The sequence below is a fragment of the Xanthomonas sp. 3793 genome, from assembly GCF_024806835.1.
Lineage (GTDB): Bacteria > Pseudomonadota > Gammaproteobacteria > Xanthomonadales > Xanthomonadaceae > Xanthomonas > Xanthomonas arboricola_F.
In genome coordinates this window covers 557,855-584,689 of sequence record NZ_JANTYU010000002.1, presented here as the reverse complement: position 1 = coordinate 584,689, position 26,835 = coordinate 557,855, and the positions used below count along the sequence as shown (strand labels likewise).

The window sequence follows — 26,835 nt, the reverse complement described above, 5'->3', positions numbered from 1 at the left end:
ACCCCCGAACCACGCTCCAAGGAACCGACGATGCGCAAATGGCTGGCCCGGCTGATGCTGGCAACTGTGGTGCTGGTGCTCGCCGCCGGCCTGGCGCTGTATCTGCTGCTGCGTGGCAGCCTGGCGCAGCTGGATGGCGACACGCCCTTGAGTGGCCTGGCCGCCGCCGTCAGCGTGCAGCGCGACCAGAACGGCGTGGTCACCATCGACGCGGCAAGCCAGAGCGATGCGATGCGCGCGCTCGGCTACGTGCATGCGCAGGAGCGCTATTTCGAGATGGACCTGATGCGCCGCGCGCCCGCCGGCGAATTGTCCGAACTGTTCGGTCCCAAGGCGGTGGATCTGGACAAGCGCAGGCGCGTGCATCGGCTGCGCGCCCGCGTGCATGCCAACCTGGACATCGCCGCCGGCAGCCAGCGCGCTGCCCTGCAGGCCTACACCGACGGCGTCAATGCCGGGTTGGCCGCCTTGCCGGTACGCCCGTGGCCGTATCTGCTGCTGCGCCAGGCCCCGCGCGCCTGGACGCTGGACGACTCCATCCTGACCGGCCTGGCGATGTATGCCGACCTGCAGGACAGCGACAACCAGACCGAACTGGCCGCCGCGCGCATCCGCGCCGTGGTGCCGCCTGCGCTGGCGGCGCTGCTCGATCATCAAGGCTCCAGCTGGGACGCGCCGCTGCTGGGCCCGGTACATGGCGATGCCGTGCTTCCCGACGCGGCTGCACTGGATCTGCGTGCCTTGCCGCACCCGCCCGCCACACCGCCTGCCGAGCAACCCACCCCAGGCAGCAACAATTTTGCGGTGGATGGAAGCCTCACTGCAGACGGGCGCGCCATCGTCGCTGACGACATGCATCTGGGGCTGCGCGCGCCCAACATCTGGTTCCGTGCGCGGCTGCGCTACCCCGACAGCGCTGCGCCGGACGGCAAGGTGGACGTCACCGGCTTCACCCTGCCCGGCCTGCCCGCGGTGGTAGTCGGCAGCAATGGGCATGTGGCCTGGGCGTTCACCAACAGCTATATCGACACCGCCGACTTTGCGCGGATTCCCGCAGCTACGCCCGGTCATCCGCAGGCGCTGACCACGCATGTCGAAACCATTGGTGTAGCGGGCGCTGAGTCAGTGCGTCTGGAGGTGCGCGAAGCGGCGTGGGGGCCGATCCTGCATGAAAACCCGGATGGCAGCCTGCTGGCGCTGCGCTGGGCCGCGCAGTTGCCGGGCGCGATCCGTCTGGACTTCGCACAGATGAGCAGCGCACGCGACCTGCGCAGCGCCTTCGAAGTGGCCGACCGCTCGGGCATTCCGGCGCAGAACCTGTTGCTGGCCGACCGCAGCGGGCGCATCGCCTGGCGCCTGATCGGTGCGCGCCCGGCCCGCAATGCCGGATGCGAGCCGACCGGCATTGCCGAGCTCGCGAGCGCCGCATCACCGTCTGCGTCGCCCACACCCGCTGCGCAAGCGGACACACCAGCGGCCGCCTGCACACCATGGCCGGTGCGCAGCGATGCGGCGCCGGCGTTGATCGACCCGCCCTCGCATCGACTATGGACAGCCAATAGCCGCGTGGTCGATACGCAGCAGCTGGCCACGCTCGGCAATGCCGGCTACGACCTCGGCGCGCGTGCGCAGCAGATCCGCGACGACCTGTTCGCGAAGCAGCGCTTCAGCGAGCGCGATCTGCTGGCGATCCAGCTGGACGATCGTGCGTTGTTGCTGACACGGTGGTGGCAGCTGTTGCGCGGTGTGGTCGAGCACGACAAGGACCCGGCGTTGCAGCAGATCGAACAGGCAACGCGCCGGTGGGACGGCCATGCATCCACCAGCTCGGCCAGCTACCGCATCGTGCGCGAGTTCCGCAGCAAGACCATCGCTGCGGTGGAAGCCGGTCTGCTGGCGCCGGCCCAAGCAGCGCTGGGCGAGCAGTTTCTCGCGCCGCGTCGCGCACAGCTGGAAGGCATCGTCTGGCCGTTGCTGCAGCAGCGCCCCGCCAACCTGCTGCCACCGGCCTTCGCAGACTGGGACCAGTTGCTGAGCGATGCCGCACGCAGCGCGCAGGCGGACCTGATCGCGCAGGCGGCGCCCGGCCAGCCACTCGACAAGCGCAGCTGGGGCGAACGCAACACCGCCGCCATCTGTCACCCGATCGCGCGGGCATTGCCTGCGCTCGCCAAGCACTGGCTGTGCATGCCGCCCGACCAACTGCCAGGCGACCGCGACATGCCGCGCGTGCAAGGCCCGGCCTTCGGCGCATCCGAACGCATGGTGGTGTCGCCCGGCCACGAGCAGGACGGCATCGTGCACATGCCGGGCGGCCAGAGCGGACATCCCTTGTCGCCGTTCTGGGGCGCCGGGCACGACGATTGGGTGCACGGCCGGCCGACCCCATTCCTGCCGGCAGCCATGCGCTACACGCTGCACTTGCAACCGGAGTAGGCGGTCGTGCTTTCTTTGTCTGTCGACACGGGTCTCTAGGTCGGCGTCCTGCACCCTCATCCGCCCTTCGGGCACCTTCTCCCGATGGGAGAAGGGAGACAGGCAGCGCTTCATCCGTTTGCTTGAGCAATCCCCTCTTCCGCCGGGAAAGCGGTTGGGGTGAGGGTACGGGCGCCTGCCATGCGACCGATGGCAGGCGATGCGACTCAGCTTGCGCTGGCTTCGATCGGTTTCCTGCATCGCAAAATGGCGTCCTGCACGACAGACAGCACGAGGCTTCGCTCGTACCCTCATCCGCCCTTCGGGCACCTTCTCCCGAGGGGAGAAGGCAGACAGGCAGCGCTTCATCCATCTGCTTGAGCAAGCGCTCTCCCGCCGGGAGAGCGGTTGGGGTGAGGGTATGGGCGCCTGCCATGCGACCGACGCAATTGCACGTTTTGCTGTTTACAGATCGCGCCCGGCACATCGGCACGCGCAAGTGTCCGCGACTATGTCCGCCTGCCGACCTGCGCAATCAAGCGGGCACAACATGCTAAGATGCATTTGATAACCATTCCCATTAGTGACCAATGCGCCCCACGCTCCTTGTCACCGCACTCGCCGCTGTCTTGGCGTTACCCTCGCCCCGCGCCTTTGCCCAACACACCAGCACCTCGGCAACCGTCACCGACCTGGATGGCGTCGACGTCGTCGGCCGTGCGCAGACGCTGTACAAGTCCGACGACGCCGCGGTCGCCACGCGCACCGACACGCCACTGTCGCTGGTGCCGCAATCGGTGCAGGTGCTGCCGCGCGAGTTGATCGACGACCAGGCCGCGCGCCAGATCACCGATCTGTATCGCAGCATCAGCGGCATCAGTTTCTTCAGCTATGCGGGCGTCACCTTGCGTGGCTTTCGCCAGGAAAACGTGCTCTACGACGGTCTGCGTGGCGACCCGTATGCCGGCTTCTCGGTGCCGCAGCTGTTCAACATCGAACGCGTGGAAGTGCTCAAGGGCCCGGCAGGTGCGTTGTATGGCGGCGGCGAACCCGGCGGCGTCATCAACTACGTCACCTGCAAGCCTGCGCACCAGGCGCAGCGGCGCGTGGAGCTGCAGCTGGGCAATCAATCGTTCGGCGCGGCGTCGTTCGAAGCCACCGGCCCTGCGCGCGAAGACGGCCGCATCCGCTATCGCATCGGCGCCTATGCCGATGGCGAGGATGGCTTTCGCTGGAACACCGATAGCCAGAGCCAGATCGGCGATGCATCGGTGGCTTTCGATGTCGGCGACACCGGCGAGCTCACCCTGCAGTACACCGACATCACCCAGAACCTGGGCGGAAACCGCTTGCGCGGTGTGCCGGTCGATGACGAAGGCAACTTCCTCACCGACCGTCGCTGGAACCACAACGAGCCCACCGATTTTCTCGACATGCGCGCCAAGGTGGCGTTCGCGCAATATCGCTTTGCGCCGTCGGATGCGTGGGACGTGGACATGGCGCTACGCTGGTTCAAGAACGACGAGCACCAGATCTATCACGAGCCGATGGGTTTGATCGATCGCGATCGCGACGGCACCGCCGAGTGGATGACACGGCAGTTGCGCAATCAGTTCCGCGACAACGATGCGATCTCCAGTAACGTCAATGCGGTGTTCCGTACCAGCACCGGTGCCATCGCACACAAGCTGCTGATGGGCGCTGATTACTATCGCCTGGATGCCGATTTCCGCGCGCAAACGGCCAATACCGCAGATACCGGACGCGTGCGCGGGCCGGTGCCGGGCATCGACCTGTTCAACCCGGTGTATGGCCGCAGCGGCTTTTACGACTACGGCCTGGACGCGCTGCCCTGGCGTGCCACCAGCACGCACAGCCAGCGCTACGGCGCGTATCTGCAGGACGAACTCACCCTGACGCCGCGCTGGTTTGCGATGGCCGGACTGCGCTGGGACGGCTTCAAGGACGACAACCGGCTGGACGGCTCGCGCGTCACCGGCAACGATCTCAGCTGGCGTGTGGGCAGCACCTTCGTGCTGCGCGATGGCGTCAACGCGTACGCCAGTTATGCCAGCGGCTTCCTGCCGCAGGATGCGGCGAACCAGGACAGCAGCGTCGGGGGCCCGTTCGAACCCGAGCGCAGCACGCAGTGGGAAGTCGGCCTGAAAACCGCGCTCAACGACGGCGGGCTGACGCTCAACACCGCGCTATATCGCATCGAACGCAGCAATATCGTGCAGGCCAACGGCAGCATCGTTGCCGGCGTCAACCAGCTCTCCGCGCTCGGCCTGGTGCGCAGCGAAGGCCTGGAAGTGGATCTGCTGGCCGACCTCACCGAACGCTGGGTGCTCAACCTGACCTACGCCTACAACGATGCGCGCGTGCTCGATGCGGGTACCAACGGCATCACCAATGCGTCCGGCGACCGCTTCGCCAATGCACCGCGCAACACCTTCGGTCTGTGGACGCGTTACGACCTGCCGGCCTGGAACTCGGCGATTGCCTTCGGTGCCGACTACGTGGGCGAGCGGGTCAGCCTTGAAGGTCAGCGCGTCAAGCCGTACGCCATCTTCGACATCAGCTGGCAGACGCAGTGGGATGCCTGGAAGCTGCAGGTCAACCTCAAGAACCTGTTCGACAAGGTTTACGCCGTCAGCGGGTTCACTGAGCGCACTGGTCACTTTCCCGGAGAGCCGCGTCGCATCTACGCGCAGCTGGCTTATAGTTTTTAAGCGTGGCGAACGCGCGCCTGCGCAGGCCTTGCGCGCGGCTTCAGATGTGACGTTCGTCGACCGCTACACGCGCGTTTGCGGCCTCGACGACGGCTGTGCAATGAACCTGCGCCGAATCAGGCAGGCCGGAATCAGCCAGACTTTAACGTCCGGTGGGACACACTAGAGGCCGTCGCGATGTGGAGTACCGCTCCACAGCATCGCCCTCTTCCCCCCACTGACCGGAATCCGCATGCCTCTGCTTGCCCGCTCCGTTTCCGCCTTGTTGCCTCTGCTTGTTGCCACTGCCTGCTCGGCAGCGCCGCCCGCCCGGTCCGGCCCGCCGGCCGCGCCCGTCGCTGCCTGCACCGCCAAGGTGAAGCCAGGACAGGATCTGCAAAAAGCCATCGACAAGCTCCCGCAAAGCGATACGCCTGCGGTGTTGTGCCTGGAAAAAGGCGAATTCCCGCTCAATGGCCTGGTCTCGATCCACCGCGGCAATCTCACCCTGCGCGGCAAGGGCCCGACCACCGTGCTGCGCATGGCCGATGGCGTGCAGCAGCCGGCACTGGTGGTCGGCGACTACGAAAACCAGCAGCCGACCGGCGTGATCCGCAATGTCAGCATTGAAGACATGCAGATCGTCGCCAGCACCGGCGACAAGGAGTTCATGCCCGAGCGCCCGTACCTGAGCAATAGCGCGGTGGTCGTGCGTTCCGGCCAGGGGATTCGCCTGGCCGGCCTGCAGGTCAACAAATGCCGCAGCGCCTGCCTGCTGAGCGAATACGACACCCGCGAGATCACCATCGAAAACAACGATGTGTCCGGGGCGATCTGGGACGGGGTGTCGTTCAACCGCACCGCCAAGGTCACCATGGTCAACAACTACATCCACGACAACGTGGCCGCAGGCCTGACCACCGAACATCTGGAAGACAGCGAGATCCGCAACAACCGCTTCGAGCGCAACGGCAGCCAGGGCATCTACCTGTCCGACGCGCGGCGCAACCGCTTCAGCAACAACGTGTTCGATGGCAACAAGGTGGCCGGCGTGTTCCTGGCCTGCGCGATCCGCTATCGCACGCCGGAAATCCTGTGCTGGGACAACAGCATGAGCCAGGACAACGTGTTCGAGAACAACCGCTTCTCCAATACGCCGTTCACCTACACCATCGGTGTGGACCGTGCGGCCAATTGCACCGCGGGCGACTTCAAGCCGAACCTGTGGCGTAACAACCAGGCCGATGTGGCCGGTGTGGATATCGAGCCGCAGCGCTACGGCTATTGCGTGCGCCACGAGCAATAAGCACGGGCGATACGACAGCGGCCGGCCGCGCAAGCCGGCCGCTGTTCCTGCACTGTGCGTTACGAGGCCAGTGCCTGTTCGTGCACGCCGGCGATCGCACGACCCGACGGGTCGGCCATCGCCGCGAAACTGGCATCCCAGGCAATCGCGGTCGGCGACGAGCATGCAATCGACTTGCCGCCGGGCACGGTTTCCGCGGCCGCCTGGCTCGGGAAAAACTGCTCGAACAGGCTGCGATAGAAATACGCTTCCTTGGTCTGTGGCGGATTGACCGGGAAACGCCGGTCGGCCGCGGCCAACTCGCGGTCGCTCACATGCGCGGCGGCATGCGCCTTGAGTCCATCAATCCAGCCATAACCCACGCCATCGCTGAACTGCTCCTTCTGCCGCCACAGGATCGATTCGGGCAGGTAGCCGGCGAAGGCTTCGCGCAACACGCCCTTTTCCATGCGCGTGGCGCCCGTGCTGGTCTTGTCGATCATCTTGAAGCTGGCATCCATGCGCATGGCCACGTCCAGGAACTCGCGATCCAGGAACGGCACGCGCGGCTCCACGCCCCAGGCCATCATCGACTTGTTGGCGCGCAGGCAATCGTAGTTGTTGAGCGCGTCGAGCTTGCGCACCAGCTCTTCATGGAACTCGCGCGCATTCGGCGCCTTGTGGAAATACAGATAGCCGCCGAAGATTTCATCGCTGCCTTCGCCCGACAGCACCATCTTCACGCCCATCGCCTTGATCCGCCGCGCCAGCAAAAACATCGGCGTGGACGCACGAATGGTGGTGACGTCGTAGGTTTCGATATGGCGGACCACTTCCGGCAACGCGTCCAGGCCTTCTTCGAAGCTGTACTCGAACCCATGATGCACGGTCCCCAACGCCGCGGCGGCCACCTCGGCGGCGGCCAGGTCCGGCGAGCCCTTCAAGCCGATTGCGAACGAATGCAGGCGCGGCCACCACGCTTCGGTGGTGTCGTTTTCTTCGATGCGGTGCCGTGCATAGCGCGCGGCAACGGCTGCGACCAGCGAAGAATCCAGCCCGCCGGACAGCAACACGCCATACGGCACGTCGGTCATCAGCTGACGGTGCACCGCGCGCTCGAAGGCCTCGCGCAACTCCTGCAACTGCACCTGCACGCCTTCCACTTCGGCGTATTCGCGCCAGGAGCGCTCGTAGTAACGGCTCAATGCACCGGTGGCGCTGTCGTACCAGTGCCCGGGCGGAAACTGCGCCGCATCGGCGCAATCGTCCACCAGCGACTTCAGCTCGGAGGCCACACGTAGCCGGCCTTCGCGATCGTGGCCCCAGTACAGCGGCACCACGCCGATCGGATCGCGCGCGATGATCACCCGCCCTGCCGCCTTGTCCCACAGTGCGAACGCGAAGATGCCGTTGAGGCGGTTGAGATAGGAGGCCGGCGCATCTTCGCGATACAGCGCGTTGATCACCTCGCAATCGGAGCCGGTCTGGAAGGCGTACGGCTGCACCAGTTCCTGCTTGAGTTCACGATGGTTATAGATTTCGCCATTCACCGCCAATGCGAGCTGCCCATCTTCGGAGAGCAATGGCTGCGAGCCGCCAGCCGGATCGACGATGGCCAGCCGCTCGTGCACCAGGATCGCACCGGTGTCGACATACACACCGCTCCAGTCCGGACCGCGATGCCGCTGCCGCTGCGAACATTCCAGCGCCTGCCGGCGCAGGGCCTGCAGATCGTCGCCGGGTTGCAGGCCGAAAATGCCGAAGATGGAACACATGGAAACACTCCTGATGAAACTGCGGGGATGGATGGCCGATGGATGAGCATGCTGCATGCAAGTGACGCCCAAAAAAAAACCCGCATCGGCCGATGCGGGTTTTCTGATTCCTGGGCGTTTGGTTTTACTTCGCCTAGTCGCAGACCCGCATCGACCGCGCACGATTATTCGCGCGCAGCGTGTTGCGGTTGGCGTTATTGACGTTGGCGAAGCGGATGACCATGCAGCCGACGCTAACCGTTCGTTTTCGCTGGCGCAACTGTTTCAGCGGCAACGACGGCGGCGCGGCGCCTGCTCAACCGATCAACAAGCGCTCGACAAGCGTGCGATACAGCGATGGCAGCGCCTCCAGGTCGGCCACGCGCACATGCTCGTCGACCTGGTGGATCGACGCGTTGACCGGGCCGACCTCGATGCATTGCGCACCAAGCGGGGCGATGAAGCGCGCATCGGAGGTGCCGCCGCCGGTGCTCTCCTCCGGTGGTGCCCCGGCAAACTGGCCCAGCACCTCGCGCGCGACACTGCGCAGCCGCCCCTCCGGCGTGTAGAACGGCTCGCCGCTGCGGTGCCAGCGCAATGTGTAATCCAGTGCATGGCGCTCCAGCACTGCGGTGATTTCCGCCTCCAGACGCGGCGCATCCCAATGCGGGGTGTAGCGCAGATTGAAGGCCACCTGCAGCTCGCCGGGAATCACGTTGTTGGCGCCGGTGCCGGCGTGGATATTGGAAATCTGCAGGCTGGTGGGCGGGAAACTTTCGAAGCCCTCGTCCCAGCGGCGCGCGATCAGTTCGGCCAGCGCCGGTGCCGCCAGATGGATCGGGTTGCGTGCCTTGTGCGGATACGCCACGTGGCCCTGCACGCCGTTGACGACCAGCGTGCCGGACAGGCTGCCGCGGCGGCCAACCCGCAGCAGATCGCCCAGCCGCTCGGTGGAGGATGGCTCGCCGGTGATGCACCAATCGATCTGCTGGCCACGCTCGGCGAACAGCCGTGCCACGTGCCGCACACCATCGATGGCATCGCCCTCTTCGTCGCTGGTCAGCAGCACCGCGAGCGTGCCTGGGTGCTGCGGATGCGCAGCGACGAACTGTTCGGCCGTCACCACGAACGCAGCCACGCTGCCCTTCATGTCGGCCGCGCCACGCCCGTACAGCACGCCATCGCGGATCTGCGGATCGAACGAATCGCTGGTCCACGCCTCGCGCGGGCCGGGCGGCACCACATCGGTATGCCCGAGCAGCACGAGCACCGGCGCGCCGCTACCGTGCGTGGCCCATAGATTGTCGACCTCGCCCAGGCGCAGGTGTTCGCAGCGGAAACCGGCCGCATCCAGACGTTGCGCGAGCATTGCCTGACATCCGGCGTCGACCGGCGTTACCGACGCGCGTGCAATCAGATCGCGGGTCAAATCCAGTACATCGCTCATGGAACATCACCTGCGTGGAGGCCGCCGCTGGCGGCGTGAGTTGATCCTGCACCATCGAAACAGCAGGCGCAGGCCTGCAGCGTCGCCGCAGTCTGCATGCAGCTGCGCGACTCAGCCGATGCCGAAGCGCTGCTTGAAGCCGTTATCGGAAAAGCCCTGGGTCAGGGCTCCATCGTCACTCACCACTACCGGACGACGAATCAGTTGCGGATACTCGCGCAGCAGCAGCTTCCACTCCGCCTCCGAGCCGGGCGCCTTCTTGTTGTCGGGCAACTGCCGCCAGGTGGTAGACGACTTGTTGATCAAGGCATCGAATCCTCCGGCCTTGCCGGCCCACTCCAGCAGCGTCTCCGGCGACGGCTTGTTGTCGCGGTAATCCACAAACGTATAGGCGACACCGAAGCGGTCCAGCCACTTGGTGGCTTTCTTGCAGGTATCGCAGTTCTTCAATCCATATAGCGTGGTCATGTCGTGCTCTCTTCAACTGCCTGGCGCGCGCCCGCACGCGTCAGCAAGGTGGTGGCCAACTCGGCGGGGTCCAGCCCGTGTGCGGGCAGGAACACCACCTGAGTGCGCTCACCGTGGAATTTCAATGCCAGCCGCGTCGGCGGGAGCAGCCAGGCAGGAACCGCCGCACGCAATTGCGCAAGGTCCACGCGCTGCGATCGCCCCTGCCGGGTGATCTCCAGCGCATCGCCGGCATCGCGCACCTGCGCCCACCGCCTGCATGACACGAGGTGCCGCACGGCCAGCCCCACCAGCGCGACAGGCGCCAGCCAGCGCCGCACATCCAGCTGCTGCGGGACGCCGTCGCGCACCAGCGAGCCCATCACGTAGACCGCAGCCCATCCCAGCCACAGCGCCGGGATGCCCCACCGCATCCAGCCACTGGCCGGACGCGACAGCAGCGTGCCGGCAGGCGCGTGTGCGGCACTCAATCGGCCAAACCGCGCAACAGTTCGTTGACGCTGGTCTTGCTGCGCGTCCTGGCATCGACCTGCTTGACGATCACTGCGCAATACAGCGAATGCGACCCGTCCTTGGACGGCAGCTGGCCGGACACCACCACGCTATACGGCGGCACATAACCGTAGGAGATCTCGCCGGTGGCGCGGTTGTAGATGCGCGTGCTCTGCGAAATGAACACGCCCATGCCGATCACACTGTGGTGGCCGATGACCACGCCTTCGACCACTTCCGAACGCGCACCGATAAAGCAGTGGTCTTCGATGATGGTCGGGCTGGCCTGCAGCGGCTCGAGCACGCCACCGATGCCGGCACCGCCGGACAGATGGCAGTGCTTGCCGATCTGCGCGCACGATCCCACCGTGGCCCAGGTATCGACCATGGTGCCTTCGCCGACATAGGCACCGATGTTGGTGAAGCTCGGCATCAGCACCACATCCTTGCCGAAATAGGTGCCGCGCCGCGCCGCCGCGCCGGGCACCACGCGCACGCCGGCCTTGCGGAACTGCGCTTCATGGAAGCCGGCAAAGCGCGATTCCACCTTGTCCCAGAACGGCGCCGGCTGGGCGTCGATCACCGCCATCTCGTTGACACGGAAATACAGCAGCACGGCCTTCTTCAGCCACTCGTTGACGGTCCAGCCGCCCTTCCCGTCCGGCTCGGCGACGCGGAACTCGCCGCTTTCCAGGCCGTCGATGACGCGATTGACGATGGCGCGGGTAGACCCGTCGATCTCGTCCATGGTCAAGGTGGCGCGACGCTCGAAGGCGCTTTCGATGCCGAACCTGAGTTCATCGCTGCCCACCTGGGTTGCAGCGCTGTGCACGGCCTGCTCGGCAATGGACAGTTTCTTCGCGGCGGCGGCCTTCCTTGCAGTCGGCGCCGACACCACGCCAGTCGCCTGTCTGGCCACACGCGGCGCGCCGGCTGCGGTCTTTGCAGCGGTCTTCTTTACCGCGGCTTTCTTGACCGCAGCCGTCTTGACGGCACCCTTCTTGCCGACGCTCGCTACCGGCTTGGCCGTGTCTGCTGCGGACGTCTTGGCGGCCTTGGCGGTGGAGGTGGCTGCGCGCTTGGGTGCGGCGCTGGCGGTGGTGGCACCGGGCTTGCGCACGGTCTTCTTGGTGGTGGCCATGGGGGTCTCCGGTCGTACTAGGCGGGGTCGAGACAGGCGCACAACGCATCGCGCAGGGCCTGCCGGGCGGATTCGGACAACGGGCGATCGTGCTCGTCGGTGATCTGGAACTGATCTTCCGCACGCTCGCCAAAGGTGGCGATGCGCGCATCGTGCACGCGCAGATGTTGCATGCGCAGGACATACGCCACATCGGCCAGCAGGCCGGGGCGATCGGGGGCGACCAGACTGATGCGGGTGCGGCGGCCGCCGGCGCTTTCGCTGAACTCCACGCGCGGCGCGAAGCGGAAATGCCGCAACTGGCGCGGCACCGCACGCCGCGATGGCCGCACTTTTTGCAGGTCGCCGGCCAGCACCTGCCGTAGCGCTGCGGCAAGACGCTGCGGATCGCCATCGGCATAGCCTTCCTGCGGCAGCACTTCGAACACGTCGAAGATCGCATCGTGCGGTGCATCCAGCACGCGCGCGCGGTGGATGCCGTAACCCTTGCGATCCAGGGTGGCCACGATCGCCGAAAACAGTCCATCGCGGTCCGGCGAATAGACGAACAGTTCCAGCGCGTCGTTGTCCGGCACCGCACGCCGCGCCTTGACCAGGGTCTGGCCGATCTGCACTTCGATCAGCGAGACGGCCTGCCAGGCGAGCTGCTCGGGACGGAAGCGCAGGAAGTTTTCGTCCGGCATGCCGGCGAACTGGCGGTCGATGGTGGCATCGTCATGCCCTTGCGCCTGCATCAGCGCGCGCGCGGACTCGCGCGCTTCGCGCAGCCGCTCTTCGCGCGGCGGCGGATGTTCCAGGCCCTCGCGCAGCGCGCGCCGCGCCGCGAAATACAGGTCCGCCAGCAGGCGGTCCTTCCACGCGTTCCACAGTTTGGGGCTGGTGCCGGCGATATCGGCGCAGGTCAGCAGATACAGATAATCCAGCCGCTCGCGCGTGCCGACCAGGGTGGCGAAACGATGGATCACCTCCGGGTCGGAGATGTCCTGCTTTTGCGCAGTGACCGACATGCGCAAGTGCTGCTCCACCAGCCAGGTCACCAGTTGGGTATCGCCTTCGCTCAACCGGTGCGCAAGACAGAATGCACGCGCATCGACCGCGCCCAGCTCGGAATGGTCTCCGCCGCGGCCCTTGGCGATGTCGTGAAACAACCCGGCCAGCAGCAGCAATTCCGGCTTGCGCAGGCGCGGCCAGACTTCGTGGGTGATCGAAAAACGCTCGTCGGCGCGGCCGGCGGCGAACAACGCGATGTTTCGCAGCACCATCAGCGTGTGCTGGTCCACCGTGTAGACGTGGAACAGATCGAACTGCATACGTCCGGATACGCTGGCAAAGGCGGGAATCCACTGCCCAAGCACGCCCAGCCGCGCCATGCGATTGAGCGTCTCCACCGCGCGCGGGCCACGCAGCAGCGCCATGAAGCGGTCGCGCGTGGCGGCATCGGCCACGTCGTAGGCCGGCAGTTGCTGCAGCACCTCGGCCAGCGCGCGCGCGGTCAACGAATGCAGGCCGCGCACATCGCGATGCGCCGCCCACTGCGCAAACAGCGCGAACACCTGCAGCACATCGCCATCCGGCCAGCTCTCGGCATCGGCGGCAAGGTAGCCGCGGCGCAGGCTGAAACCATCGCCCAGCGGCTCTGGTACCGCTTCGCCGTCGAACTGTTCTTCGAAGCGCTGCAGCAGCCGGTCGCTGATCCGGCGGATCAATGCAGCGCTGCGGTAAAAGCGCTGCATCATTTTTTCCACGCCCAGGCTTTCCGGGTCGTCGGCAAAGCCCAATCGCTGCGCCAGGGTCTTTTGGTAATCGAAACGCAGCCGCTCTTCCGGCCGGTTGGCCACGATATGCAGCCCGAACCGCAGCCGCGCCAGCTCTTCGCGCTCGCGCCGCAACGCGGCCGCTTCATCGAAGCCGACATGGCCCAGCCCGACCAAGGCTTCCAGATCCTTGACCCCGAACGCGCGCAACGCCATCCAGCCCAGGGTCTGCAGATCGCGCAGGCCTCCCGGGCCATCCTTGATATCGGGTTCGAGGTTATCGGCGGTATCGCCGAACCGCTGATGCCGCGCCAGCAATTCTTCGCGCTTGGCCTGGAAGAAGTCGCGTGGCGGCCATACCCATTGCGGCGCGATCGCCGCAGCCAGCGCTGCCCGCGCTTCGCCATCGGCCACCAATGGGCGCGACTCGATCAGGGCGGTGAGCACGGTCTGATCGATCGCCGCAGCGGTGCACTGCGCCGGCGAGCGCACCGCATGACTGATCGGCAGACCCACATCCCACAACAACGCAAACAAGCGGGCCAGCGCCTGCTCATGGTGCTGCTGCGCAGCGGTGTCGCCCAACACCAGCACGTCCACGTCCGAGCGCGGAAACAGCTCGCCGCGGCCGTACCCACCGACCGCATGCAACGACAGGCCGCTATCGGCCGGAATGCAACGCGTCCAGGCGTTGCGCATCAACTGGTCGACCGCGCGTGCGCGTAACGCAACCAGCCGTTCGATCGGCTCGCCCTGATCGAAGCGCTTGCACAGCCGCATGTCGGCATGCACCAGCAGCGGACGGGCCTGCGCGGCCCACTCCGCGTCGCCGGCGACGCCCGGGTCGGGTCGGTCCGCCGGCGTGTCCGTCATACCGGCGCGGGCGAATTGGCCGACAGCGTCAGCACATCCACGCCGTCTTCGGTCACCGCGACCATGTGCTCCCACTGCGCGGACAACTTGCGGTCCTTGGTCACCACGGTCCAGCCATCGGGCAGGGTCTTATGGTGATAGGTGCCTTCGTTGATCATCGGTTCGATGGTGAAGGTCATGCCGGGCTTGAGCACCAGGCCTTCGCCGGGACGGCCGTAATGCATCACCTGCGGTTCGTCGTGGTAGACCTTGCCGATACCGTGGCCGCAGTAGTCGCGCACCACGCTGAAGCGCTCGGCTTCGGCGAACTTCTGGATCGCATGGCCCACATCGCCCAGCGTGGCGCCCGGCTTGACCGCACGGATGCCGCGCCACATCGCTTCATAGGTGGTGTCCACCAGGCGCTTGGCCATCACCGACGGCGTGCCGACGTAATACATGCGGCTGGTGTCGCCATGCCAGCCGTCCTTGATCACGGTGACATCGATATTGACGATATCACCGTCCTTCAGGACCTTGGCCGCGCTCGGAATGCCGTGGCAGATCACGTTGTTGACCGAGGTGCACACGCTCTTGGGAAAGCCGCGATAGCCGACGTTGGCAGGAATGGTGCCCTGCACGTTGACGATGTGGTCGTGGCAGATGCGGTCCAGCTCGGCAGTGGTCACGCCCGGCTTGACGTGCGGGCCCACGATGTCGAGCACCTCGGCAGCCAGACGGCCGGCGATGCGCATCAGTTCGATTTCTTCTTTGGTTTTCAGATTGACGCTCATGACAGCGATTATCGCCGATTCGGGCTGAATCTGAACGGCCTGCGCAGGCGTTTTTTCATCCTGCACGCCCAGCCCGCCGAAACGGACCGGGCAACAGGAAACTGACGGTACCGCGTATTCATGTGTGACGCACAGCCATCCGCGTCAAGAAACCCCTGAGCGAAGTCATCCGAAAGACATCGCAATTTCGCGCAGAATCGCAGGATAAACAGCGAGATAGCCAAACCATTCAGGGTAATCTTTGGCACAGCTGATGCATTGGAGGCAGGGCGACGAGTTGTCGCGTCATCAATGACCAGACCGGTCAAGGAAATGTCCATGCGTACTGTCCGCCCTGTCCTGCTGTCCCTCGGCCTGCTCTCGACCATTGGCGTTGCCAGTGCAGCAGATACCACCACATTCAATGTCAAGATCGCCGTCACCAAGGCCTGCACGATCACGGCAGCCTCCGCGACGGACGTCGACTTCGGCTCGGTGCTGTCCACCTCGACCGCCAATGCCGACGCCAACGGCAGCGTGACCGCACAGTGCACCGCGCTGACTCCGTACAACATCGCATTGAGCGCGGGCAGCAATGCCGGCACCGCCAACGACGTCACCACCCGCCGCATGAAGAACACCGATGCGCTGGTCACCACCAACAACTTCATCGCCTACCAGCTGTACCAGGATCTGGGCCGCAGCACGGTGTGGGGCAGCACCACCGGCACCAATACGCTGAGCCGCACCGCCACCGGCATCAACCAGGTCTATCCGGTCTACGGCCGCGTGACCAACCCGTCGGCCAACAATCCCGCGACCGGTACCTACCAAGACACCATCACCGCCACGATCGTCTATTGAGCGCGCGCATGCCATTGCACCACCCCCTGTCGTACCGGACGCCGGCCTGGCTGATCAGCGCCGGACTGGCCCTGACGCTGGCGCTTGGCAGCGGCTTGCCGCTGCAGCCGGCGCATGCGGCCAGCCTGCAGCTGGCACCGACCTCGCTGACGCTGAGCGCCCAGCAGTCGGCCGACGGGCTATGGCTGAGCAACAGTGGCAGCGCGCCGGTCCAGGTGCAGACCCGCGCGTATCGCTGGACCCAGCGCGACGGCAAGGATCAGCTCGACCCGACCCAGGAACTGCTGATCAGCCCGCCGATGCGCACGCTGGCCGCCGGCGAGCGCCAGCTGATCCGGGTGATTCGCGCCGGGCCTGCGCCCACCAGCGAGGAGGCCTGCTACCGGATCATCGTCGACGAATTGCCCAACGCCGATGCGGATCGCAAGGGCATGCAGTTCGTGCTGCGCTATTCGGTACCGATCTTCCTGTTGCCACCGGGCAAGACCGACTCCATGCCGACCTTGAGCACCCAGGTGATTGCCGGCAGCGATGGCAATGCGCAGATCCAGATCAGCAACACCGGCGACGGCCACGCCCAGGTCGCCGACCTGCAGCATCGGGTCGATGGCACGACCAAGACCGCATTGAACGGGCTGGTGGGCTATGTCCTGCCCGGCCAGACCATGCGCTGGTCGCTGGGCGCGCCGCTGGCCCAGTTCGGCCGCGGTACCATCATCGCAAGGATCAATGGTGAGGCGGACGAACGCACCTTGCTGGCCGCGCCAGCAGCGCCGTGATGCGGGCCGGCTGGCGATGACGCTGCTTGCGACCGCCACCTGCCTGGCCCATGCCGCGCCCGCCGATCTGGCCGACGTGGCGCCACTTCCCGACCAGGCCCCGCAAAACGTGGCGGCCCTGCCGCAGACGCTGTACCTGGATGTCACCCTCAATCAGGCCGACCGCGGCCTGGCACCGTTCGAACTGGTGGACGGCCACCTGCGCGGCTCGGTCGACACGCTACGCAAGCTGGGCTTCATCCTGGCCGACCGCGCCGCCAGCGAGCTGGTCGACCTGGATCGCCTGCCCGACGTGGAAGTGCGCTACGACGCCGCGCTGCAACGGCTGGCGCTGCAGGTGCCGCTGGCGCAGCTGTCGCTTTCCACCACGGTGCTGAAGGCCGAACAGGTCGCGCCGCCCAGCGCCACCGCCTCGCCGGGCATGCTGCTCAACTACGACTTCTATGCCACGCGCAATGCAGGGGCCAGCAGCGTGTCGCTGGCGACCGAATTGCGCGGCTTCGGCATCGGCCGCGGCATGGTCGACACCACTGCGGTGTTCCTGGCCTACGACCGCCCGCAGGACCAGCGCTGGCGCAGCGAGGCGGTGCGCCTGGACAGCGCCTGGCAGATGGACTTCCCCGACAGCGCCACCAGCCTGACGGTCGGCGATTTCTACAGCGGCTTTGTCGACTGGAGCCGCTCGATCCGCCTGGGCGGTGTGCAGATCGGCCGCAACTACGCCTTGCAGCCGTATCGCGTGCTGACCCCCACGCCCAGCTTCCTGGGCGAGGCGGTGGTGCCCTCGACCGTGGAGCTCTACGTCGATGGCCTGCGCCAGTACAGCGGCCAGGTGCCGGCCGGCCCGTTCCAGCTGGCCGCGCAACCAGGCATCAGCGGCACCGGACAGGCGCAGATCGTGGTGACCGACGCGTTCGGCCAGGTGCGCCGGCTGGACTTCGCGTTCTATGGCACGCCGCAACTGCTGGCGCGCGGCATTTCCGAGTGGTCGGCCGGCATCGGCCATCTGCGCCAGGACTACGGCGTGCGCTCGTTTTCCTACGCGTCGCGCACGGTCGCCAGCGCCACGCTGCGCAAAGGCCTGCGCGAAGACTTCACCATCGAAGCGCATGCCGAGGCCGGCGGCGGCGTGGTCAATGCCGGTGCGGGCGGTGTGTGGCTGCTCGGCGTGGGCGGCGTGGCCAACGTCGCCTACGCGCATAGCCGTATGGATGCGCTGCGCGGTGGCCAGTACGTGCTGGGCTATGCCTGGAACAACCGTCGCTTCAACCTCACCGCCGGCACCCAGCGCACCCACGGCGACTATCGCGACCTGGGCGCACTGCAGGGCGCGTTGCCGGCGCGCATCAGCGACCGCGTGGCATTCGGCGTCAACGTCAATCCGATCGGCTCGCTCGGCACCAGCTATGTGCGACTGAGCTACCCGCAAGGCGACACCTCGCGTTACGCGAGCCTGTTCTGGTCGCGCAATTTCGGGCGCAACTGGGCGGCCAACCTGTCCGGCAACCAGAACCTGGATGTGCGCAGCGACCGCAGCCTGTACCTGTCGCTGTCGACCACATTCGGCGAGTTGCGCCAGGCCAGCGCATCGATGCAGCGCAACGGCAACCGCACCGGGTTCGTGGCCGACCTCAGCCAGCCGCTGCCCGGCGACGGCGACCTGGGCGGGGTCGGCTGGCGGCTGCAGGGGCGTGCCGGCGACGACGCCAACGGCGGCCTGGCAGAACTGGGGTGGTTGAACCGCATCGGCCGCTACAACCTCGGCGTCGCCAACCAGGATGGCGACAACTTCGGCTATGCCAGCGCCAGCGGCAGCCTGGTGTGGATGAACGGCAGCGGCTTTGCCGCACGCGACATCCAGGATGCCTTCGCGGTGGTGTCCACCGACGGCCAGCCCGGCATTCCGGTGCGGCTGGAGAATCGCCTGATCGGTGTCACCGACGCGCGCGGGATGCTGCTGGTCACCCCGCTGCAGTCTTGGCAGCGCAACCAGTTGTCCATCGACACCCTGAGCCTGCCGGCGGACCTGCGCGTGGACCGCGTCGATACCGCGGTGACACCGCGCCAGCAGTCCGGGGTGGCGGTGCGCTTCGGCATCACCCGGGTACGCGCGGCCATGATCGTGCTGCACGACGCCCAGGGCGTGCCGTTGCCGGTCGGCAGCGTGGTGCAGCGCGAAGGCGATGCCGAACGCGTGGTGGTCGGCTACGACGGCGAAACCTATCTGGACAACCTGCAGATCGACAACCGCATCCTGGTCGAGCTGCCCGCTGGCCGCTGCAGCGCGCGGTTCACCTACCCGGCCAACCCCGGCGGCATCCCGCGGGTCGGCCCGCTGCCCTGCGTCCCCGAGCAGAAGGCCCCATGAGCCCGCTCGCGCTCTGGCGCCTGCTGCTTGCGCTGGCGATCGCCACGTTATGGCTTGTCCCCGGCCAGGACGCGCGTGCGGACACCACCTGCAGCGTCACCCTGGGCACGCCGCTGGCATTCGGCAATGTGGCGGCCAACGGCACCACCCATGCGGTGGCAACGCTCAACGTCTCCTGCGCGACCGCCGCGCTCAGCGTATTGGGTTATGCCCAGGTGAGTCTTTGCCTGGACCTTGGCCCGGGCAGCGCCAGCAACGGGCTGTATGCACCGCGCCGCATGCTCAACCCCACCAGCGACAGCCTGGACTTCCAGATCTACAGCGAGGCCACGCGCACCCAGGTCTGGGGCGCCACCGGATCCACGACGCCTTCGCCGCGCCTGCTGACCCTGTCCTACGGCGTCCCGGTGATCACCGGCGGCTCGCAGACGACCACCATCACCGTCTACGGGCGGATTCCGGCCAACCAGATCCTGTCGGTCGGCAACCACACCAGCAGCTTCGGCGGGGCCGACACCGTGCTGCGCTACTCCTACAACGAAAGCATCATCGGCATCCCGCCGGCGCCGAGCAGCTGCACGGCCGGCGGCAGCGGCGCCAAGACCGCCAGCAACGCGTTTCCGTTCACCGCCTCGGCCAACGTGCCGGCCCGCTGCAATACCTATGTCACCACCGACCTGGATTTCGGCAGCATCGCCGGCACCATCGATACCGCCATCGACCGCACCTCCACCATCAGCCTGTCGTGCACCAACCGCACCGCCTGGAACATCGGGCTGGGCGACGGCATCAATGCCAGCGGCAGCACCCGGCGCATGCGCCATGCCAGCAGTGCCAACTACATTACCTATGAGCTGTACCGGGATGCCGGCCGCGGCAACCGCTGGGGCACCAGCATCGGCGTCGACACGCTCAGCGGCACCGGCAACGGACTGGCGCAGACGGTGACCGTCCACGGCCGCGCGCCGGCACCGCAGCAGCCCATTGCAGGCGCCTACAACGACACGGTGACCGTCTCCATCACTTACTGACAGTTAATAAAGTTCGCATCGGGGACGTCGCTATTTGTTACGTCTCCAATGCAAACGATTGCCTTCATGACGCTGGTCACCTCGCTCAAGCGCCTGACGCTGGCCGCCCTCGTCTGCACCGCGACCTCGACCGCGGCCAGCCCGGCCACCGCCCGCGGCCCGGAGAACTTCACCCTGCACATCGGACTGCGGCTGCTGAGCGGTTGCGAGCTGCGCACTGCGCCGCCGCGCGCCAGCTGCTCCAAAGGCACGCCGATGGCGATCGCCCCGCCAGCCAGCACCGCCGAAGCCCCGACCGTCACCAGCACCGGGCAGGATGCCAGCGCACTTGCCGGGCCTGCGCCTGCCGGCAGCGCGCGCATGACCACGATCGCGTTCTGAGCATGGCAGCGCCCCGCCCCTGTCGCTGCCTGCTGACGCTGGCGTTGGCCGGCCTGTCCATCGCGGGCAGCGCCGCTGGCGCCGAGATCGCGATCGCCCCGACGACAGCGCGCATTCCCGCCGACAACGACCAGGCCACCGTCTGGCTGTACAACCAGGCGGCACTGCCGTGGCGGGCCGACGCCAAGCTCTACCGCTGGCGCCAGGACGGCGACCGCGAGCTGCTCGAACCGACCGCCGCCGCCACCGTCAGCCCGGCGCATTTCGAAATTCCTCCACAAGGCCGGCAGCTGCTGCGGGTGATCCGCCTCGGCCCCGGCCCGGTGCAGACCGAGGACAGCTACCGGCTGGTGGTCACCCAGCATGCCACCGGCAGCGATAGCGAACTGTTGCGGTACTCCACGCCGGTATTCGCCCTGCCCAGCCAACCGGGCGACCCGCACCCGGCACTGCAGGCCAGTCTCTCCGGCCACGGCAGCGGCCGCGCACTGCAAATCCGCAACGCCGGGCCAGGCCATGCCAGGCTGGCCGACCTGGCCTACATCGATGCCGGTGGCACCCGCCGCCGCATCCGCGACGACCTCGCCGGTTACGTGCTGCCGGGCCAGACCCGCCACTGGCCGCTGCCCGCCGACCTGCCGGTTGGCAATGGCCGCTTCGTGGCGCGCATCAACAGCGACATCGAGACTACGCTGGCACTCGAGCCGTAAGCTCGGGATTGGGGATTGGGGATTCGCATCGAGGAAGCGCCAGCTTTTGCCAATCCCGAATCCCCAATCCCACCCCACCCAATTGCACCGCCCCGCCCAGCCGGCTATACTCCGCCGGCTGTTTTGCGTCTTTCACGCATCGCGCCGTCCACGTCGGACGTCATCGACGAATTCACACCTGCCGCCGCCATCCGTGCCGGGGTGCCCCCACAAGGGGTTCGTCACGGAGGCGACAGGGAAGCCCAACCCCGGAATCATGTGCGTTTTGATGCGAGTGCCTCGCAACAGCCCGCGCATCCATGTGCGGACCCTTCAAAGTCCAGGCCGCGCACGGCGATTCCGCTCTTACGGAGTTACTTCAATGCCCCAAGTCACCATGCGCCAGATGCTGGAAGCCGGCGTCCATTTCGGCCACCAGACCCGCTACTGGAACCCCAAGATGGCGCCGTACATCTTCGGCGCACGCGGCAAGATCCACATCATCAACCTCGAGAAGACCGTTCCGCTCTTCAACGACGCGATGAACTTCCTGTCCTCGATCGCGCAGAAGCGCGGCACCGTGCTGTTCCTGGGCACCAAGCGCAGCGCGCGCGAGTCGATCAAGGAAGAAGCCGAGCGTTGCAACATGCCGTTCATGACCCAGCGCTGGCTGGGCGGCACGCTGACCAACTTCCGCACCGTCAAGCAGTCGGTTGCCCGCCTGAAGGAACTGGAAGCCGCTGAAACCGACGGCACCTTCGAAAAGCTGGTCAAGCACGAAGTGCTGGGCCTGCGTCGCGAGCGCGAGAAGCTGGACGCCTCGCTGGGCGGCATCAAGGAAATGAACCGCCTGCCCGACGCGATCTTCGTGATCGACATCGGCCATGAAGACATCGCCATCAAGGAAGCCAAGAAACTCGGCATCCCGGTGATCGCAGTGGTCGATACCAACTACGATCCGGCCCTGGTCGACTACGCCATCCCGGGTAACGACGACGCCATCCGCGCCGTGCAGCTGTACGCACGTGCCGCCGCCGATGCCGTGCTGGAAGGCAAGGCTGCTGCGCCGAACTCGGCGTCGGTTCGCGAAGAAGAGTTCTCGGCCGAAGCCGGCGACGAAGGCAAGGGCCGTCGCGCTCCGGCCAAGAAGGCCGACAAGAAGGCCGACGCACCTGCGGCACCGGCTGCCGAGTAATCGGCATGCCATGCGGCCGCTCCATGCTGGGCGGCCGCAGCCCCGACGGGTCCATCGCGCCCCGTCGCTGAGGCCACCAAAAATTCTTACGGGGACGGCGCGCACGCTGCACCGTCTCCTCACTGGCGGAACACTTCCGCCGTACGCATTCGTCCATACGAGGTAATTCCATGGAAATCACTGCTTCCCTGGTCAAGGAACTGCGCGAGCGCACCGGCGCCGGCATGATGGAGTGCAAGAAGGCACTCGTCGAAAACGCTGGCGACATCGACGCTGCGGCCGAGTGGCTGCGCAAGTCGGGCCTGGCCAAGGCCGACAAGAAGGCTGACCGCGTTGCCGCCGAAGGCCGCATCGCCACCGCACAGGCCGGCGGCAAGGCCGTGCTGGTCGAAGTCAATTCCGAGACCGACTTCGTCGCCAAGGATGAGAACTTCCTGGCCTTCACCGAAGTCGTGGCCAATGCCGCACTGAGCTCCGACGTGGCCGATGCCGATGCGCTGAAGAGCGTCAAGCTGGACAGCGGCGAAACCATCGAAGAGCGTCGCGCTGCGGTCATCGCCAAGGTCGGCGAGAACCTGCAGGTGCGTCGCCTGGTCCGTGTCGACAGCGCCAACAACGTCGCAGCCTATGTGCACGGCGGCCGCATCGGCGTGCTGGTCGAGCTGAAGGGCGGCGACATCGAACTGGCGCGCGGCATTGCGATGCACATCGCTGCCATGAACCCGCCGCACGTCAAGGCATCCGACGTTCCGGCCGAGTTTGTCGCCAAGGAAAAGGAAATCGAACTGGCCAAGATGTCCGAGAAGGACAAGTCCAAGCCGGCCGAAATCCTGGAAAAGATCATCAGCGGCAAGATCAGCAAGATCGTCAACGAAGTGACGCTGTACGGCCAGCCGTACGTGCTGAACACCGATCAGACCGTCGAGCAGGCCGTCAAGGCCGCTGGCGCCGAGGTGATCGGCTTCCAGCGCCTGGCCGTTGGCGAAGGCATCGAGAAGGTGGTGGAAGACTACGCCGCCGAAGTGATGAAGCAGGCCGGCCTGGCCTGATCTTCGCCACAGCGTGAAGAAAGCCGCGGCCATGCCGCGGCTTTTTTTTTGCCTTCCACTGCGCGCCGCATCCCAGCGCAGCAAACTGAAGCGCACGCATCCGTCGCGGCTTCAGCCGGCCTCGACGCTATAGATGTCGTCGGGGTTGCCGCTAAACCTGGATGCCAACCACACTCTCAGAACCCGCCGCGCATGCATTCCAGCGCGGCGAACGCGGGCCGTGGCGTGCTCAAACTCACCGAACGCAGCTGTATGCTTGCGTTCACTGTTGGCGATGACTCATGCAACCAGATCTCCAGGCCGCCCTGCACTACTGCCGTAACCTGCCCTCGCCCCCGGGCGTCGCGCTGCGCATCATCGAGCTGGCGCAGGACCCGGATGTGGACATGACCACCACCGCGAAGGTCATCGGCATGGACATGGCCCTGAGCGCACGCATGCTGCGCGTGGCCAACTCGCCGCTGTACGCCAGTCGCCGCCGCGTCGACAACCTGGGCCAGGCACTGACCATGCTCGGCCTCAATGCGACCCTCAGCCTGGCGCTGGGATTTTCGATGGTGCACGGCGTGCGCAGCACCTTCGCCGCGCATCCGTTGCATGAGCGCATCTGGCGTCGCGCCGGCCTCTGCGCCCTGGCAAGCCGCATCCTGGGCCAGGCCTATGGCATTCGCAAACCCGAAGAATTGATGCTGGCCGGCCTGCTGCAGGACATCGGCAAGCTGGCGCTGCTGCAAGGCGCACCCGCGCTGTACGCCCCACTGCTGGAACAGGCACCCGACAACGCGTCGCTGCTGGAGGCCGAGCGCCAGCACCTGGGCGCCACCCACGCCGAGATCGGCGCCTGGCTTGCGCACCAGTGGCAGTTGCCGCACTACCTGCAGAATGCGATCGCGCAGAGCGAAGAAGAGCCGGCAGGGCTGGAGCCCTTCATGGCCTGCGTGGCGCTGTCCGGGCACCTGGCCGACATCTGGCTCTCCGCCAGCGCCGTCACCGCGACCGAGCATGCGCAGCGCCAGGCGCAGGACGTGCTGGAACTGGATGCCGAACGCTTCGAAAAAGTGATCGAACGCATCGCCGAATCGTTGCCCGAGCTGGAAGCGCTGTTCGATATCCGCGTGCCGCAACCCGAGCACATCCAGCTGATCTTCGAACAGGCGCGCGAGCTGGCGATGCTGCGCAGCCTGCGCGAACTGCAGGATGTGGCCGAAGCGCGCCGACACGCCGACGAATCGGAAAACCGCATGCGTCACCTGGCCGAGCAGGCCAGCCGCGATGCGCTGACTGGCGTGTTCAACCGGCATCAGCTCGGCACCGCCTTGGCGCATGAATTCGAACTGGCATCGCGACAGAGCTGGCCGCTGTCGATCGCCTTCATCGATCTGGACGACTTCAAGCGCGTCAACGACGCGCACGGCCATCTGGTCGGCGACGAGGTGTTGCGCAACTTCGCGCAGACGCTGCAACGCATGGTGCGTACCAGCGACCTGGTGGCGCGCTATGGCGGCGAAGAATTCCTGGTGATCCTGCCCAACACCCCTGCCGATGCGGCATTGATGGTGATCGAGCGCATCCTTGCCGAGACCGCGCGCACGCCGATGGCGCAGTTGCAGGGCGGCCCGCTGCACATCACCTTCTCCGCCGGCCTGGCCACGCATGGCGGCATCGAGCGCCAGTTCGAAAGCATCGAGCATCTGTTGCAGGCGGCCGACAGCACGCTGTACCGCTCCAAGCATCGCGGCCGCAACCGCGTCACCGCCTACGATGCGACCGATGTCTCGACGCCGCCGAACCTGCGGGCACACTGAGCACGCCGTCACTTGGATGCCGACAAAGGAATTTTTACCACGCCCGGTGGCAGGCTTCCGCTAGAATTGCCGGCGTTTGCCGTCCCCCACCCCCGAGGTCTCCCCCATGTCCGAACTTTCCTATCGCCGCATTCTTCTCAAACTTTCCGGGGAGGCGCTGATGGGGGACGGGGATTACGGCATCGACCCCAAGGTCATCAACCGCCTTGCCCATGAAGTGATCGAAGCCCAGCAGGCCGGCGCGCAGGTCGCGCTGGTGATCGGCGGCGGCAACATCTTCCGCGGCGCCGGCCTGGCTGCCAGCGGCATGGACCGCGTCACCGGCGACCACATGGGCATGCTGGCCACCGTGATCAATGCGCTGGCCATGCAGGACGCCCTGGAAAAGCTCGGCGCCAAGGTGCGCGTGATGAGCGCGATCAAGATCAACGACGTCTGCGAGGATTTCATCCGTCGCCGCGCCATGCGCCACCTGGAAAAGGGCCGCATCGCGATCTTCGCCGCCGGTACCGGCAACCCGTTCTTCACCACCGACTCGGGCGCGGCGCTGCGCGCGATCGAAATCGGTGCCGATCTGTTGCTCAAGGCAACCAAGGTCGACGGCGTGTACGACAAGGACCCGAAGAAGCACACCGACGCGGTGCGCTACGACAGCCTGACCTACGACGAAGTCATCATGCAGGGCCTGGAAGTGATGGACACCGCCGCTTTTGCACTGGCGCGCGACAGCGACCTGCCGCTGCGCATCTTCGGCATGAGCGAGCCCGGCGTGCTGCTGCGCATCCTGCGTGGCGAGCAGATCGGCACCCTGGTGCAGGGCCGGAGCTGAGTTTAGGGATTCGGGAATCGGGATTGGGGAGTCGCAAAGGCGCGGCGCCCGGGCTGCGCTGATAGCTCACGATGGCGGCGCCGGGCGTGAAGTGCCGGCAAGTGAACCGGCTGCGCCGGCCCATGCAGGCCGGCGAGTCGTGAAACCCCAGTCCCGGCTATAATCCCCGGATTCAGCTCCACACGGATTCCGGCGATGCTCAACCAGATCAAACAAGACGCGCTCACGCGCATGACCAAGAGCATCGATGCTCTGCGCCATTCCCTGACCACCGTGCGTACCGGCCGCGCTTCGCCGGCGCTGCTGGACGGCATCAAGGTCAAGGCCTACGGCACCGACACCCCCCTCAACCAGGTTGCCAGCATCAGCGTCTCCGAAGGCCGCTCGCTGGTGATCAGCCTGTTCGACAAGGGCATGATCAAGGATGTGGAAAAAGCCCTGTATGCCTCGGATCTGGGCCTGACCCCGACCGTGGTGGGCACGGTGATCCGTCTGAACCTGCCGCCGCTGACCGAGGAGCGCCGCAAGGAGCTCAGCAAGTCCGTGCATGGCGAAGGCGAAGACAGCAAGGTGGCCATCCGCAACATCCGCCGCGATGCCAATCAGCAGGTCAAGGATCTGCTGAAGGACAAGAAGGTCACCGAAGACGAAGCCCGCAGCGCCGAAGACGACATCCAGAAGTTGACCGACAAGGCCATCAAGGATGTGGATGAGGTCGTCAAGGGCAAGGAACAGGAATTGATGACGGTCTGA

21 protein-coding genes are annotated in these 26,835 nt (G+C 66.2%); 14 read left to right on the top strand and 7 right to left on the bottom strand.

Annotated features, from left to right (window positions below; all coding sequences use genetic code 11):
- Positions 1 to 30 precede the first annotated feature (30 nt).
- The 3 genes from FHY18_RS08795 to hpaM all read left to right on the top strand — a co-directional run bounded on the left by FHY18_RS08795 (position 31) and on the right by hpaM (position 6,432).
- Complete coding sequence (locus FHY18_RS08795) at positions 31 to 2,436, top strand: penicillin acylase family protein (protein ID WP_259153511.1); 2,406 nt, start codon at positions 31 to 33, stop codon at positions 2,434 to 2,436.
- A gap of 569 nt (positions 2,437 to 3,005) precedes the next feature.
- Entirely contained in the window at positions 3,006 to 5,147 is a 2,142-nt protein-coding gene (locus FHY18_RS08790; protein ID WP_259153510.1) for a TonB-dependent receptor, read from the top strand.
- Positions 5,148 to 5,379: 232 nt separating this feature from the next.
- A complete protein-coding gene (gene hpaM, locus FHY18_RS08785; protein ID WP_259153509.1) occupies positions 5,380 to 6,432 on the top strand; it encodes a type III secretion-associated outer membrane-bound protein HpaM in 1,053 nt (350 codons plus the stop codon).
- A 59-nt stretch (positions 6,433 to 6,491) separates the two neighbouring features.
- On the opposite strand, the gene asnB is transcribed toward hpaM, so the two are convergent.
- The 7 genes from asnB to map all read right to left on the bottom strand — a co-directional run bounded on the left by asnB (position 6,492) and on the right by map (position 15,113).
- Positions 6,492 to 8,186: an asparagine synthase B gene (asnB, locus tag FHY18_RS08780; protein ID WP_259153508.1), complete on the bottom strand. Its 1,695-nt coding sequence runs from the start codon at positions 8,184 to 8,186 to the stop codon at positions 6,492 to 6,494.
- Between the two features lie 295 nt (positions 8,187 to 8,481).
- Positions 8,482 to 9,612 carry a succinyl-diaminopimelate desuccinylase gene (dapE, locus tag FHY18_RS08775; protein WP_259153507.1) on the bottom strand — a complete coding sequence of 377 codons (1,131 nt, stop codon included), beginning with the start codon at positions 9,610 to 9,612 and terminating at the stop codon, positions 8,482 to 8,484.
- A 111-nt stretch (positions 9,613 to 9,723) separates the two neighbouring features.
- Entirely contained in the window at positions 9,724 to 10,080 is a 357-nt protein-coding gene (locus FHY18_RS08770) for an arsenate reductase (RefSeq protein ID WP_259153506.1), read from the bottom strand.
- Positions 10,077 to 10,550, bottom strand: coding sequence for a hypothetical protein (locus FHY18_RS08765; RefSeq protein WP_259153504.1), 474 nt, complete (start codon positions 10,548 to 10,550; stop codon positions 10,077 to 10,079). Before FHY18_RS08765 ends, FHY18_RS08770 begins: the two co-directional genes overlap by 4 nt.
- Positions 10,547 to 11,713: a 2,3,4,5-tetrahydropyridine-2,6-dicarboxylate N-succinyltransferase gene (gene dapD / locus FHY18_RS08760; protein WP_259153502.1), complete on the bottom strand. Its 1,167-nt coding sequence runs from the start codon at positions 11,711 to 11,713 to the stop codon at positions 10,547 to 10,549. Before dapD ends, FHY18_RS08765 begins: the two co-directional genes overlap by 4 nt.
- Before the next feature lie 17 nt (positions 11,714 to 11,730).
- Complete coding sequence (locus FHY18_RS08755) at positions 11,731 to 14,340, bottom strand: [protein-PII] uridylyltransferase (RefSeq protein WP_259153500.1); 2,610 nt, start codon at positions 14,338 to 14,340, stop codon at positions 11,731 to 11,733.
- Positions 14,337 to 15,113, bottom strand: a complete 777-nt coding sequence (map, locus tag FHY18_RS08750; protein WP_039410342.1) for a type I methionyl aminopeptidase — start codon at positions 15,111 to 15,113, stop codon at positions 14,337 to 14,339. Before map ends, FHY18_RS08755 begins: the two co-directional genes overlap by 4 nt.
- Positions 15,114 to 15,404: 291 nt before the next feature.
- On the opposite strand from map, the gene FHY18_RS08745 reads away from it, so the two are divergent.
- The 11 genes from FHY18_RS08745 to frr all read left to right on the top strand — a co-directional run bounded on the left by FHY18_RS08745 (position 15,405) and on the right by frr (position 26,835).
- Entirely contained in the window at positions 15,405 to 15,956 is a 552-nt protein-coding gene (locus FHY18_RS08745) for a spore coat U domain-containing protein (RefSeq protein ID WP_024940365.1), read from the top strand.
- A gap of 8 nt (positions 15,957 to 15,964) precedes the next feature.
- Positions 15,965 to 16,735, top strand: a complete 771-nt coding sequence (locus FHY18_RS08740) for a molecular chaperone (protein ID WP_259153499.1) — start codon at positions 15,965 to 15,967, stop codon at positions 16,733 to 16,735.
- A 16-nt stretch (positions 16,736 to 16,751) separates the two neighbouring features.
- Positions 16,752 to 19,103 carry a fimbria/pilus outer membrane usher protein gene (locus FHY18_RS08735; RefSeq protein WP_259153498.1) on the top strand — a complete coding sequence of 784 codons (2,352 nt, stop codon included), beginning with the start codon at positions 16,752 to 16,754 and terminating at the stop codon, positions 19,101 to 19,103.
- Positions 19,100 to 20,134, top strand: coding sequence for a spore coat U domain-containing protein (locus tag FHY18_RS08730; protein ID WP_259153497.1), 1,035 nt, complete (start codon positions 19,100 to 19,102; stop codon positions 20,132 to 20,134). Before FHY18_RS08735 ends, FHY18_RS08730 begins: the two co-directional genes overlap by 4 nt.
- A gap of 48 nt (positions 20,135 to 20,182) precedes the next feature.
- Entirely contained in the window at positions 20,183 to 20,515 is a 333-nt protein-coding gene (locus tag FHY18_RS08725) for a hypothetical protein (RefSeq protein ID WP_259153496.1), read from the top strand.
- 2 nt (positions 20,516 to 20,517) lie between these two features.
- The gene (locus FHY18_RS08720) at positions 20,518 to 21,225 is read left to right on the top strand and encodes a fimbria/pilus periplasmic chaperone (RefSeq protein WP_259153495.1); all 708 of its coding nucleotides are present in this window, start codon (positions 20,518 to 20,520) and stop codon (positions 21,223 to 21,225) included.
- A gap of 361 nt (positions 21,226 to 21,586) precedes the next feature.
- The gene (gene rpsB / locus FHY18_RS08715) at positions 21,587 to 22,399 is read left to right on the top strand and encodes a 30S ribosomal protein S2 (protein ID WP_046963032.1); all 813 of its coding nucleotides are present in this window, start codon (positions 21,587 to 21,589) and stop codon (positions 22,397 to 22,399) included.
- 170 nt (positions 22,400 to 22,569) lie between these two features.
- A complete protein-coding gene (gene tsf, locus FHY18_RS08710) occupies positions 22,570 to 23,448 on the top strand; it encodes a translation elongation factor Ts (protein WP_046963033.1) in 879 nt (292 codons plus the stop codon).
- 281 nt (positions 23,449 to 23,729) lie between these two features.
- Positions 23,730 to 25,253, top strand: coding sequence for a GGDEF domain-containing protein (locus FHY18_RS08705; RefSeq protein WP_259153494.1), 1,524 nt, complete (start codon positions 23,730 to 23,732; stop codon positions 25,251 to 25,253).
- 106 nt (positions 25,254 to 25,359) lie between these two features.
- Complete coding sequence (gene pyrH / locus FHY18_RS08700) at positions 25,360 to 26,082, top strand: UMP kinase (protein ID WP_046963035.1); 723 nt, start codon at positions 25,360 to 25,362, stop codon at positions 26,080 to 26,082.
- Positions 26,083 to 26,277: 195 nt separating this feature from the next.
- Positions 26,278 to 26,835, top strand: coding sequence for a ribosome recycling factor (gene frr, locus FHY18_RS08695; protein ID WP_046963036.1), 558 nt, complete (start codon positions 26,278 to 26,280; stop codon positions 26,833 to 26,835).